We start from the raw sequence: 12,046 nt of genomic DNA on the forward strand, positions 1-12,046 counted from the left end.
CCTTCGGCTGTGCCCAACTATAAATATGTCGATAGGTCTCTGTCGCTACTGTGATTGGACACTGACGCAGAGTCAACTAGCCTTGTTTTGTCGGTTCTCCGCGCGTGGAACCGAGACGGTCCGAGCCATGAGGGGGGAGGCTCGGACCGTCCGTTGTGCGTAGTGGGTTTACTGCGGTACGGCCACTTCCAGCGCTCTCAGCACATCGCGCACCAGGTCCTCGGTGTCCTCGCAGCCGGCCGAGAATCGGATGAAGCCCTCCGGTACGTTGTCCCCGCCCCAGCGTCCGCGCCGTTCCGCAGTGGAGCGTACGCCGCCGAAGCTGGTCGCGTCGTCAACCAGTCGGAGCGTATCGAGGAAGCGCTCGGCGGCGTCACGGTCGGGCAGAGTGAAGGAGACCACGCAGCCGAAGCGGCGCATCTGGCTCGCCGCGATCCGGTGTGCGGGGTCGCCCGGCAGCCCGGGATGGCGCAGACCGGAGATCCCCGGCCTGCCGCTCAAAGCCCCGGCGACTGCGAGGGCATTCGCGGACTGCCGGTCGCCCCGCAACTGGATGGTGGCGAGCGAACGGTGTGCCAGCCAGGCCTCCATCGGCCCTGGGATCGCTCCGACGACCTTGCGCCACGTCCTCACCCGCGCGGCGAGTTCCGCATTCCGGCAGGTCACATAGCCGAGCAGAATGTCGCCGTGGCCGGTGAGCCCCTTGGTTCCGCTGGCCACCGCGAAGTCGGCTCCGAGTTCCAGAGGCCGCTGTCCGAGCGGCGTCGCCAGGGTGTTGTCGACGGCGACCAGTGCGCCGTCGGCGTGTGCGGCCGCCACCAGCCGGCGCACATCGCAGACATCGAGCCCCGGGTTGGACGGGGTTTCGAGCCACAGCAGCCGAGCGCCCTTGAGCACATCGAGCTGTGCGTCGCCGCGGGTCGGCGCGGTGCGCACCTCGACGCCGTACGCCTCCAGTTGTTCACGGACCAGCGGAAGAGCCTGGTAGCCGTCGTCGGGGAGGACAACCGCGTCACCTGCCCGGGTCTGGGAGAGCAGCACCGCTGAGACGGCGGCCATTCCCGAGGCGAACGTGACCGTGTCGGCCGGCGCTCGGGGAGACTCCAGTTCGCTGACAGCGTCCTCGAGAAGTGTCCAGGTGGGGTTGGTGTCACGGCCGTAGGTGTACGGCCCCGTGGGCTCGCCCGGCAGGTGGTAGTGGGCCGCGAAGACCGGTCCTGGCAGGGTCGGTTCGTACTTCACCGGTTCCGGCAGCCCGGCGCGCACTGCCCGTGTGCCGTCTCCGGGCCCCGGGGAACGATCGGTGCTCATGCGGCCCTCAGTCATCTTCGGGCAGGACGACATTCAGCGCCCACGAGACGATCGAGATGATCAGGCCGCCGAGTACCGCGGTCCAGAAGCCGTCGACATGGAAGGAGAGATCGAGCTTGCCTGCCAGCCAGGAGGTGAGCAGCAGCATCAAGGCGTTGATCACCAGGGTGATCAGGCCCAAAGTGAGAATGAACAGCGGGAAGGAGATCACCTTCACGATCGGCTTGACGACGAAGTTCACCAGGCCGAAGACGATCGCGACAATGATCAGGGTAATGGTCTTGCGAGCAGTGGAGTCGCCACCCAGGGTGATGTCCTGGAGCAGCCAGATGGCCACGAACAGGGCCGCCGCGTTGGCGACCGTCTTGACTACGAAATTCTTCATGTGTCTGATCGTGGCAGACGTGATCGGGACGAGTGCAGGGGCTGACAGGCGATGAAATCATTCCGGCTGGATGAACTGGAGGCGGAGCGCGCTGCCAACGACGGCGCGTATCTGCAGTTCCTGCGCGAACGGAACATGTCGGTCGGTCTCTACGCGCTGGACGCCGGGGAGAGCGACCGCCAGCAGCCGCACGGTCAGGACGAGGTCTATTTCGTCGTCAGCGGCCGCGCTTCGATCACCGTAGGGACCGAGACGACCGAGGTCGCACGAGGTGGCGTGGTGTACGTGCCGGCCGGAGTGCCCCATAAGTTCCACCACATCTCGGAGGATCTGCGCGTGCTCGTGGTCTTCTCTCCGCCCGAGAGCTGACGTCCGTGATGCCCCGGATCCCCGACTGCGGCTCCCTGGTCCCGTAGGGGACGGGTCAGGGGAGTTCAAGGGATGCGGGCCCCCACCGGCGCTCTCCGCGCCCGTAGCATCGGGAGCAGGACATCCGGAGCAGCCGGAGGGGCCGAAGCAGGACCATACGGATCCAGGAAGAGGTAACGGCGATGGCGGTGCGGGAGATCTTCGCGGGAATGCCGTGGTGGGTGAAGTGGGTCGCGGTGCCCGTTGTCGCGCTGGTGGTGTTCGGCGGGCTCATTGCGACGGTGGTCGGATTCGTGATCGGTCTGCTCTTCAAGCTGCTGGTCTTTGTCGCCATCGTGGGCGGACTCATCTACGTCGTGCGGAAGTTCACTTCTTCGTCGTCCTCGCGGAGCGACTGGTGATCGTACTTCCCGGCGGCCGCCTGCCCGGCTGAGGGGACGTACCGGGCCGGCCCGCGAAGCCTCGGTCCACTGTTCCGGCGCTGACCGGCTCGGTGCAGAGGGCGCTCGGTCTGCTGCACGCAGCGAGCGCCCATCCCGGCGTAACGCCGGCCGGTCACCCGGCGCGAGCAAGAGGACATCCGCTTCCCTCTGGCTGCGTCAGCTGAGCACGCGCTGCCGCCGTGGGTGCCCGCTGCCCCGTGCCCGCGCAGAGAGGCGGGCGTGCTCCTGGTCGGCTCCGCTGCTGAGCGGCCGGCCTCCGGCGGATCCGTCCCCGGCCATCGCGCCACGCTGGCGGAATCATTGATTTGCCGGCCGGACCGGGTCGGCGCCGCGGTCTGGTTTCGCGTTCTGTCGCGGGGGTGAGATCGAACGCATAGCGGCTGCCGGCACCCGGGCGGCGACCGCCGCCGAGGAGCCGGCGGACTTCCGGGAAACGGTCATGCTCATGCGCCGGCCGTGCTGTCGGGTGGACTCGACGAGGCTTCCCGTAAAGATCATCCGGACCGCCGTCCGGCCCGCCCGCCGACCCTTTATCCGGTGTGTGACCGGGGCGTCCTGCTGCGGCGTCCTGCCGCGGCGGAGTGTGGGCAACCGATGCTGGAACCCCTCCGGAACACCAGGAGTACCTCCCCGGTACTGCGCCACCATCGCGACCGCGGTCGGTCCGGGCGCTGCCCGCGTGGCCATTTCCAGACTGGTGGACCGGAAAGAACAGTTGCGGACGGTAGTCGAACAGTTACGGTCCGAGGTCGCAGCCTTGCTTCATTCCTTAGTGTTCTCTATCAGTAACTGAAATCTCACTCCTTGTTATCCGCTACCGCTTACAGCACGATTGCGTCAAGAGGGTTCGGGGGAGCAGTCCCGGCCATCTCGTGATCCAACACGGCGTCTACTGCGGGGTAGGGACATGCGCGAATTGGTCCAGGCAGAGGTCATGATGAGCTTTCTCGTCTCCGAGGAGCTGTCCTTCCGTATCCCGGTGGAACTCCGCTACGACGTGACGGATCCCTTTGCGATCCGGATGACTTTCCATCTGCCCGGAGACGCCCCGGTGACCTGGACGTTCAGTCGTGAGTTGCTTCTCGACGGCATCAACGCCCCGACCGGTGAAGGCGATGTGCACATCTCACCCAGCGAGCCGTCCGGTCTCTGCGACACCCACATCCGGCTTCAGGTCGGCGTCGACTGCGCGCTGTTCCGGGCCGGCAGCGCTCCGTTGATCGCCTTCCTCGACCGCACCGACAAGCTCGTCCCCCTGGGAGAGGAGTGCAGCCTGGGCGACTTCGACGGAAGCCTCGATGACGCGCTCGGCCGGATCCTGGCCGAGGAGAACGCCGGGTAGGAGGAGTCCCGGGGAGTCACCGCTTTCGGCGACGGCCGCTGCCGGTCCTGCCGCGGCGGGCGGGCAACGGTTCGCCCGCGCCCGGTCGGTCGGCTGCCACCACCAGTGCGGCGAGCGCCGTGGTCACCGGCACCGACGCGACCAGGCCGATCGAGCCGACCAGGGTCCGTACGATCTCCTGTGCCACCAGCTCGGCGTTGGCCACCGCACCCACACCGCTCTGCGCGATGGAGAACAAGAGCAGCAGGGGAAGCGCGGCACCCGCGTATGCCAGGACGAGCGTGTTCACCACGGACGCGATGTGGTCACGGCCGATCCGGATGGCCGCCCGGTAGAGCTCTCGTGCCTTCATGCCGGGATCCGCCTGGTGCAACTCCCAGACGGCCGAGGTCTGGGTGACCGTCACATCGTCGAGCACGCCGAGCGAACCGATGATGACGCTGGCCAGCAGCAGCCCGCTCATATCCAGGTGCGGATACAGACCGTGGATGAGGCCGGTGCTGTCGTCGGTGTTGCCGGAAAGGCTCGCCCAGCCGATGAACAGTGAACCGAGCAGCCCGATCAACAGCAGTGAGATCAGCGTTCCGATGACGGCGACCGAGGTTCGGGCGGTCAGCCCATGGCAGGTGTAGAGCGCGATCAGCATGATCGCGCCGGCTCCCACCACCGCCACGATCAGCGGATTCGAACCGTGCAGGATGGCGGGGAGGATGAACAGTGTCAGTACGGCGAAACTGACAACCAGCGCGATCAGCGCCATCACTCCGCGCATCCTGCCCACGACGACCACCACCAGGGCGAAGATCCCGGCCAGCAGGGCCATCGGGAACGTCCGGTCCACATCGGAGACCGAGTACTGCAGATCGCGCGGTGCGTCGGGGGCGTAGGCCACCACCACACCCTGTCCCCGGTGCAACTGCCGTGGTGCGTCGGGCTGGACGAGCTCGGTGAAGACACGGCCCCTGTCCTTGCCGCTCTGCACCTCGACCCTTGCCCTTCTGCACTCGCCCGACTCCTTGCCCGGCCTTCCGGCGGTGGTGGAACCGCCGGCCGCCTGGGACTGGCTGCCGTGCACGTCCTTGCAGTCCACCGCGGTGACGTCCACCACCGTGCCCTGCTGCGTCTGCCGGTCGAAGCCCACACCGGTGCGTGCGTGCGGGGGTGCCCCGCCGGGCCAGAGCACCACGAGACCGGCGATCACCGCTGCGGAGAAGGGAATCAGCACGGCCGCGATGATCTTGTGCAGATGCCTCGACACCGGTGCCGCCGGCCCATGGCTGTGGGAATGGCCATGGGCATGGCCGGGTGCGTGAGGCTGCTCAGTACGGGACGAGGTCACCGCCAGATCATGGCAAGAACGGTGGGGCCCTCTGTTCAGCGCGCCCGGATGGGCGCTAGCGTGGGGGCACCTTTGCACACGCGGGAGCTCGGAGCACCGGGCTGAGAGGGCGCTGACCAGCACACGCTGTAGCTGCGCCGACCGCCGAACCTGTTACCGGGTAATGCCGGCGTAGGGAGTAGGTCTTATGACCACAGTGGATGCACACACGTCTGCCATCGACAGCACCGAACGCAAGCCCGGCTGGCACAAGGGGTATGTCGCGGGCCCGGCGGGCTCGCGCGCCGACCTCAGAGTTCCGGTTCGGCAAGTGCACCTCACCAACGGGCAGGACGTGACGCTGTACGACACGTCAGGCCCGTACACCGACCCCACCGTCGAGACCGATGTACGGCGCGGTCTCGCCCCGCTGCGCGAGAGCTGGATCGTCGGCCGCGGCGACACCGAGGAGTATGCGGGCCGTCCCGTCCGCCCCGAGGACGACGGGCTCAAGCACACCTCGCCGCGCGGGGGGCTGCGCAATCTGGATGCCGTTTTCCCCGGTCGCCCGCGCCAGCCCCGGCGCGGACGCGAAGGGCGGGCGGTGAGCCAGCTCGCATACGCCAAGCGCGGGGAGACGACCCCGGAGATGGAGTACGTCGCGATCCGCGAGAACGTCTCTCCCGAGGTCGTCCGGGAGGAGATCGCCGCGGGCCGGGCCGTTCTTCCGGCCAACGTGAACCATCCCGAGATCGAACCCATGATCATCGGCAAGCGGTTCCTGGTGAAGGTCAACGCCAACATCGGAAACTCTGCGGTCACTTCGTCGATCGAGGAGGAGGTGGACAAAATGACCTGGGCGACCAAATGGGGCGCCGACACGGTCATGGACCTGTCCACCGGACGCAATATCCACACCACCCGCGAGTGGGTACTGCGCAACTCCCCCGTTCCGATCGGCACTGTTCCGCTCTACCAGGCGCTGGAAAAGGTCGACGGCCGGGCCGAGGAGCTGACCTGGGAGATCTACAAGGACACCGTGATCGAGCAGGCCGAGCAGGGTGTCGACTACATGACGGTGCATGCCGGGGTGCGGCTGGCGTACGTCCCGATGACCGCCCGCCGCAAGACCGGCATCGTCTCGCGCGGCGGATCGATCATGGCCGCCTGGTGTCTGGCGCACCACAGGGAGTCGTTCCTCTACGAGAACTTCGAGGAGCTCTCCGACATCCTCGCCTCCTACGACGTGACGTACTCCCTCGGTGACGGACTGCGGCCCGGGTCGATCGCGGATGCCAACGACGAGGCCCAGTTCGCGGAGCTGCGCACGCTCGGGGAGCTCAACACGATCGCCAAGCGGCATGATGTACAGACCATGATCGAGGGCCCCGGCCACGTCCCGATGCACAAGATCAAGGAGAACATCGACCTCCAGCAGGAGATCTGCGAAGAGGCCCCGTTCTACACACTGGGTCCGCTCACCACCGATGTGGCGCCGGCCTACGACCACATCACCTCCGGCATCGGGGCGGCGATGATCGCCTGGTGGGGCACGGCAATGCTCTGCTACGTCACCCCCAAGGAGCACCTCGGCCTGCCCAACCGTGACGATGTGAAGACCGGTGTCATCACCTACAAGATCGCTGCCCATGCGGCGGATCTGGCCAAGGGGCACCCCGGTGCGCAGGAGTGGGACGACGCGCTGTCGGACGCGCGTTTTGAGTTCCGCTGGGAGGATCAGTTCAATCTGGCCCTCGACCCGGACACTGCAAGGGAGTTCCACGACGAGACGCTGCCTGCCGAACCGGCTAAGACCGCACATTTCTGCTCCATGTGCGGTCCGAAGTTCTGCTCGATGAAGATCTCCCAGGACATTCGCCGTGAACACGGCGGAAGCCAGGAGGCGATCGAGTCGGGAATGGCGGAGAAGTCCCGGGAGTTCGCGGCGAGCGGCAACCGCGTCTACCTGCCCATCGCCGACTAGGAGAGCCCACCGGGCGTACCACGCCCGACGGCGGAACCCGGCGCCGGCCGGACGACTCAGTCCGGCTGGTGGTCGGGGCCGCCGAAGTCGGGGCTGGTGAAGTCGGGGCTGGTGAAGCTGGGGCGCTGGAGATCGTCACCGTCGTCCGGACTGGCGTAGTCGGGTCTGCTGTAGCCCAGGTGGGGGATACGGCCAGCGGAACGGTAGGGAACGGGGGCGGCGGGATCCGTGCTCGGATCGGCCAGCGCATCGCACAGGAACGGAACGATGCCGCGTTCCAGCAAAGCGTGCCGCCAGGCGTCCCGGGCACGGGCGACTTCGTCGGAGAGTTCGCCACCTCCCTCTGCCTGCACGGCGTGTACCTCGGTCGAACCGTTGCGAAGAGCCGCGAGGAGCAGACCGATCGCAGCGACCAGAATGGCCGCCGCGGTCAGCGCGCCGAAGAACCAGCCTGCGGTGAGCATGGTGTCGGCGAATGCGGGAGGTGGGCTCAGGGCCTTGAGTATGTAGCCGACCAGCAGGAAGATCGCGGCCGCGGTGGCCGCGAGGACGGGTGCCAGGACGGCGACGACCGCCGCGAGACCGGCGCCCGTGGTGTCGACGGGCTCTTCGGCTGCCGGAGCGAGGACGGAAGCACGTGCCGAAGCGGCAGCGGGCGCCCGCAGTTCCTCGCGGACTTTCACGAAGTGCTCGTACTCGGTCGTCGCCGCCGCGGTGACCAGGACGTCCGCGTTCAGCACCATGGTGCGCAGCTGTTCGGTGTTGAGCCGTCGGCCGACGTCGGCCAGCTCCGGGCGGTCGTGCGCGGTGCGCAGTGCGTCGTCGAGAAGGCGCTCGAATTCCGGGCGGTCCTCGATCAGCAGGTGCGAAGCGCTGTTCATGTGCATCCCCCGATGCTCCGTAAGGCCGGCACACCCGCCTTGTCGCGGGCGATGGGGCGGAAACGGAGGAGAGCCTGCTACGGATATCCCGATGGTAGAGCGGTTACGGCACGCGGTGACAGAGGGTTTCCGTAAATCGCATATCCACCTGGCAGTCAGCCGCGCAGCGGAAGCCGCACAACAAGCAGCTTTCCGTCCATGGTCACGCCGCCGTCCATGGCGATGGCCAGGCCGTCCGCGTACACATGAGGTCCTTCGATGACGGTGCGCGGTCCGTCCGCGCCGTCCTCGGTGCCGACCTCGCCCAGCAGGTAGGGAATGGGGCTGTGCCCGTGCACGACATGACGGCCGCCGAAGACTCCGAGGAGCTCCTGCACGGCTTGCGGCCCGCTCTCGTCCCTGAAGGCGAAGCGCTTGGTGAATTTCCGGAAGAGGTCCCAGCACTCGTCGGCGTCGTTACGGGTGAGCGTCTCGCGGACGGTGTCGTTGACGGCTTCGAGCGAGTCGCCGTAGTCGAGGTACGCGGTGGTGTCGGAGTGCATCAGGAGGTGGTCGTCCTCCAGCTCGATGGCGTCGAGCCGGGACATCCACTGCAGATGCACGTCCTGCAGCCGGTCCATGTCGGCCTTCTGGCCACCGTTGAGCAGCCACGCCGCCTGGAAGGTCGCGGTACCCGCACCGGAGTTGACCGGGGTGTCACCGAAGCGTTTGGCGCCGAGCAGCAGCAGTTCGTGATTGCCCATCAGGGCCTTGCAGTAGCCGCCGGCGGCAGCGGCCTCCGCGGAGAGCCGCATGACGAGGTCGATGACCCCGATGCCGTCCGGGCCGCGGTCGGTGAAGTCGCCGAGGAACCAGAGGCGGGCGTTGCCCGCTGTCCAACTGGCGTCGTCGTCGATGAGTCCCTGGGCGCGCAAAGCGGCCAACAGTTCGTCGAGGTAACCATGGACGTCACCGACGACGAAGAGCGGGCCGAGGCCGCCCTCGCTCTCGGCGGCGGCTTCGGGTCCCGTCCTGACGACCACCGTGTCGCCGGGCCCGCCGTGACCGATGACGGGAAGATCCCGCTGGGTCGGCGTGTAGCCGTCCGGCTCTTCACCGGAGGAATACGGGGACCCCTGCTCGGTGTCGTGCGCGCGCTCGGGCGCGGGCAGCGGCGGTACGCGGAATTCCCGCACTGTCGCCGTCCGCATCGCGGGTTCCAGACCGGCCCCCTGAGTCATCGACCCCTCCACCACCGTCGCGCGCCGTGCACCGGTCGGACCTGCCTGGTCGGGGGGTCCGCGGTGTCGTCCGCCCATCATAGGAATGCGACTCGCCCTGTGTGACGCACCAGGGGTGCTGAATCCGGGTGCTCCTGCGTTTCGCCGACCTTTTTATACCTAATGGGATGATCAATCCTGGGAAGGGGAGCGCGGCGGGCTGACGGTGGTGCGCGGCGGACGGCGCTGCGATGACGTCCGGACGATGAGCTCGGTCGGTATCACCTGCTCGACGGGGAGGTCGTTGCTGATTCCCTCGATGGCGTCGATGAGCAGTTGGATGACGGCGGTACCGATCCGGCGGGGCTTGAGCGAGAGGGTCGTGATGGGCGGTTCGGTGCTCGCGTACACGGTGGATTCGCTGCAGCAGACGAGCAGCAGATCGTCGGGGACGCGTAAGCCGTACCGCCGGGCGGCGGCTAGCAGGTCGGTGCCGTTGGGGTCGAAGAGCCCGTAGACGGCGTCGGGGCGATCGGGCCGGGCCAGCAGCCGGTCGGCGGCGATGGCGCCCGCGCAGGGGTCGTGGGCGGGGTAGGACTCGTACACCGGATCCTGCCCGACCCGCTCGCACCAGCGCAGATACGCGGTGGTGGAGAGCCGGGTGTAGGTGTCGGTGGTGGTCCCGGTGAGCAGTCCGATGCGGCGGGCTCCGGCGGCGGCGAGGTGGTCGAGCAGATCGAGCACCGCGGCCTCGTGGTCGTTGTCGACCCAGGCAGTGACGGGCACGGTGCCAGCCGGGCGGCCGTCGGACACGACGGGGAGCCCCTGGCGGACGAGCTCGGTGACGACCGGGTCGTGGTCGGACGGGTCGATGACCACGGTGCCGTCGAGGGCGACGTTCGACCATACGTCCACCGCGCTGTGACGCGAGGTCGCGGGGAGGATGACGAGGGCGTAGCCGCGGGCGAGCGCGGCTGAGGTGGCCGCTCTGGCCATCTCGGCGAAGTACGCGAATTCGGTGAAGGTGAAAGGCTCATCCCCGTACGTGGTCACGGTCAGGCCGATGAGGCCCGACTTCCCGGTGCGGAGCGTGCGGGCCGCGGCGGACGGGCGATAGCCCAACCGGTCTGCGACCTCGCGGACATGGCGGCGGGTGGCGTCCGGAAGCCTGCCCTTGCCGTTGAGCGCGTCGGAGACGGTCGTGATGGAGACGCCGGCCGCGGCGGCTACGTCCCGGATACCCGCCCGCCCCTGCCGGTTGGTCCTGCGGGGAGTTTCCGTCCGGCTCACCTGGTGCTTCCCTGCTGCTGTCATGGCGAGCCGATAGTAGGGCGATGTCGACCGGTGGGGCGGAGCGCATATTCACTCGTTGACAGGCACGTTTCTGCATGATCATTTAAGGGTGATGGCCTTGGAACCCATGGCAGTTGATCAGTCCTTCGATGGAGTCTCGGGTATGGACAGGCGTAGGCCTATCCCATGACTGATGTTGCGATGAGGTCTCAACTCACCTCTACGGGGGATGCGCGCTACGGAGTGAGCCACCGGCGCTCACCGGATTCGCGGGCGCTCCCCCTTTCCCGTGCCCGCCATTCGCGCCGGATGCGAATCCTCATAGGGTGTGCAGTATTCGAGCCGAGGAGGACCCGCTGTGAGCGAGAAGAGCCCCAAGCTGCGCGCCGTGCTGGACGGCATCCCCGCCTACGTGCCGGGCAAGCCGGCAGCTGCCGGCGGTCCGGTCGCTTTCAAGCTGTCCTCCAACGAGAACCCCTATCCGCCGTTGCCCGGTGTGATGGAGGGTGTCATCGCAGCGGCCGGGTCCTTCAACCGTTACCCGGACATGGCCTGCACCGGACTGATGAACGAGCTGGCCGGGCGCTTCGGGGTGCCGGTCTCGCACCTGGCCGCCGGCACCGGGTCGGTCGGCGTCGCCCAGTCGCTGCTCCAGGTGACATCGGGGCCGGGTGACGAGGTCATCTACGCCTGGCGGTCGTTCGAGGCCTACCCGATCATCACCAGGATCAGCGGGGCGAAAGCGGTGCAGGTTCCGCTGGACTCCGGCGATGTCCACGACCTGGATGCGATGGCCGACGCGGTCACCGAGCGGACCCGGCTGATCTTCGTCTGCAATCCCAACAACCCGACCGGCACCGTGGTGCGCAGGGCTGAGCTCGAACGCTTCCTCGACCGGGTGCCCTCCGATGTTCTGGTGGTCCTGGACGAGGCGTACCGCGAGTTCAACCGGGACCCCGGAGTTCCCGACGGCATCGAGCTCTACCGGGACCGGCCCAATGTCGCGGTTCTGCGTACCTTCTCCAAGGCGTACGGGCTGGCCGGACTGCGTGTCGGTTTCGCCGTCGCTCATGAACCGGTCGCCGCGGCCCTGCGCAAGACGGCAGTGCCCTTCGGTGTGAGCCAGCTCGGGCAGGACGCGGCGGTCGCGTCGCTGCGCGCGGAGGACGAACTGCTGGGCCGGGTCGGTTCGCTGGTCGCCGAGCGGACCCGGGTGCACCGAGCGCTGGTGGAGCAGGGCTGGACCGTCCCCGAGAGCCAGGCGAACTTCGTGTGGCTGCGGCTGGGGGAGCGCACCGGCGAATTCGCCGCGTTCTGCGAGAAGACCGGCGTGGTGGTGCGGCCGTTCGCAGGTGAGGGCGTCCGTGTCACGGTCGGCGAGACCGAAGCGAACGATCTCTTCCTGAAGGCTGCCGAGACCTTCCGCAAGGAGCTGTAGCTCCTTCCTGCGACACGGCTGACGAAGGCGGGGTGCCAAAAGGGCACCCCGCCTTCGTTGTCTCGAAAGTCCTTACGTAATAT

11 protein-coding genes are annotated in these 12,046 nt (G+C 67.6%); 5 read left to right on the top strand and 6 right to left on the bottom strand.

Annotation, left to right across the window (positions count from 1 at the left end):
- Window positions 1-168 precede the first annotated feature (168 nt).
- Window positions 169-1,311, bottom strand: a complete 1,143-nt coding sequence (locus OHS16_RS15795) for a cystathionine gamma-lyase (protein ID WP_328537852.1) — start codon at window positions 1,309-1,311, stop codon at window positions 169-171.
- Window positions 1,312-1,318: 7 nt separating this feature from the next.
- On the bottom strand, window positions 1,319-1,696 hold the full coding sequence (locus OHS16_RS15800; protein ID WP_328537853.1) for a phage holin family protein: 378 nt from the start codon (window positions 1,694-1,696) through the stop codon (window positions 1,319-1,321).
- Window positions 1,697-1,747: 51 nt separating this feature from the next.
- Between OHS16_RS15800 and OHS16_RS15805 the strand changes: the two genes are divergently transcribed.
- The 3 genes from OHS16_RS15805 to OHS16_RS15815 all read left to right on the top strand — a co-directional run bounded on the left by OHS16_RS15805 (window position 1,748) and on the right by OHS16_RS15815 (window position 3,850).
- Window positions 1,748-2,065 (top strand): cupin domain-containing protein, encoded by a 318-nt coding sequence (locus tag OHS16_RS15805; protein WP_328537854.1) that lies wholly within the window; start codon window positions 1,748-1,750, stop codon window positions 2,063-2,065.
- A 188-nt stretch (window positions 2,066-2,253) separates the two neighbouring features.
- Window positions 2,254-2,466, top strand: coding sequence for a DUF5326 family protein (locus OHS16_RS15810; RefSeq protein WP_328540857.1), 213 nt, complete (start codon window positions 2,254-2,256; stop codon window positions 2,464-2,466).
- A gap of 949 nt (window positions 2,467-3,415) precedes the next feature.
- On the top strand, window positions 3,416-3,850 hold the full coding sequence (locus OHS16_RS15815) for an SsgA family sporulation/cell division regulator (protein ID WP_328537855.1): 435 nt from the start codon (window positions 3,416-3,418) through the stop codon (window positions 3,848-3,850).
- Between the two features lie 16 nt (window positions 3,851-3,866).
- Here OHS16_RS15815 and OHS16_RS15820 read toward each other — a convergent pair whose 3' ends face one another.
- Window positions 3,867-5,195, bottom strand: coding sequence for a YibE/F family protein (locus OHS16_RS15820; protein ID WP_443042767.1), 1,329 nt, complete (start codon window positions 5,193-5,195; stop codon window positions 3,867-3,869).
- A 181-nt stretch (window positions 5,196-5,376) separates the two neighbouring features.
- Here OHS16_RS15820 and thiC point away from each other — a divergent pair, with 181 nt between their 5' ends.
- Window positions 5,377-7,152 (top strand): phosphomethylpyrimidine synthase ThiC, encoded by a 1,776-nt coding sequence (thiC, locus tag OHS16_RS15825; RefSeq protein WP_328537857.1) that lies wholly within the window; start codon window positions 5,377-5,379, stop codon window positions 7,150-7,152.
- Between the two features lie 56 nt (window positions 7,153-7,208).
- Here the strand turns inward: thiC and OHS16_RS15830 are convergent, their stop codons facing one another.
- The 3 genes from OHS16_RS15830 to OHS16_RS15840 form a co-directional block, all read right to left on the bottom strand.
- On the bottom strand, window positions 7,209-8,039 hold the full coding sequence (locus OHS16_RS15830) for a hypothetical protein (protein ID WP_328537858.1): 831 nt from the start codon (window positions 8,037-8,039) through the stop codon (window positions 7,209-7,211).
- A gap of 149 nt (window positions 8,040-8,188) precedes the next feature.
- The gene (locus tag OHS16_RS15835; protein ID WP_328537859.1) at window positions 8,189-9,253 is read right to left on the bottom strand and encodes a metallophosphoesterase; all 1,065 of its coding nucleotides are present in this window, start codon (window positions 9,251-9,253) and stop codon (window positions 8,189-8,191) included.
- A gap of 171 nt (window positions 9,254-9,424) precedes the next feature.
- Window positions 9,425-10,546, bottom strand: a complete 1,122-nt coding sequence (locus tag OHS16_RS15840; RefSeq protein ID WP_328537860.1) for a LacI family DNA-binding transcriptional regulator — start codon at window positions 10,544-10,546, stop codon at window positions 9,425-9,427.
- Between the two features lie 337 nt (window positions 10,547-10,883).
- On the opposite strand from OHS16_RS15840, the gene hisC reads away from it, so the two are divergent.
- Window positions 10,884-11,963, top strand: a complete 1,080-nt coding sequence (gene hisC, locus OHS16_RS15845) for a histidinol-phosphate transaminase (RefSeq protein ID WP_328537861.1) — start codon at window positions 10,884-10,886, stop codon at window positions 11,961-11,963.
- Window positions 11,964-12,046 lie beyond the last annotated feature (83 nt).

This window comes from Streptomyces sp. NBC_00344 (assembly GCF_036088315.1).
Taxonomy (GTDB): Bacteria; Actinomycetota; Actinomycetes; order Streptomycetales; family Streptomycetaceae; genus Streptomyces.

Bases quoted from the DNA above. Each gene is read 5' to 3' on its own strand.
- OHS16_RS15795 (WP_328537852.1), bottom strand. From the start codon at position 1,311: ATGAGCACCGATCGTTCCCCGGGGCCCGGAGACGGCACACGGGCAGTG.
- OHS16_RS15815 (WP_328537855.1), top strand. From the start codon at position 3,416: ATGCGCGAATTGGTCCAGGCAGAGGTCATGATGAGCTTTCTCGTCTCC.
- OHS16_RS15805 (WP_328537854.1), top strand. From the start codon at position 1,748: ATGAAATCATTCCGGCTGGATGAACTGGAGGCGGAGCGCGCTGCCAAC.
- thiC (WP_328537857.1), top strand. From the start codon at position 5,377: ATGACCACAGTGGATGCACACACGTCTGCCATCGACAGCACCGAACGC.
- OHS16_RS15800 (WP_328537853.1), bottom strand. From the start codon at position 1,696: ATGAAGAATTTCGTAGTCAAGACGGTCGCCAACGCGGCGGCCCTGTTC.
- OHS16_RS15835 (WP_328537859.1), bottom strand. From the start codon at position 9,253: ATGACTCAGGGGGCCGGTCTGGAACCCGCGATGCGGACGGCGACAGTG.
- OHS16_RS15830 (WP_328537858.1), bottom strand. From the start codon at position 8,039: ATGCACATGAACAGCGCTTCGCACCTGCTGATCGAGGACCGCCCGGAA.
- OHS16_RS15840 (WP_328537860.1), bottom strand. From the start codon at position 10,546: ATGACAGCAGCAGGGAAGCACCAGGTGAGCCGGACGGAAACTCCCCGC.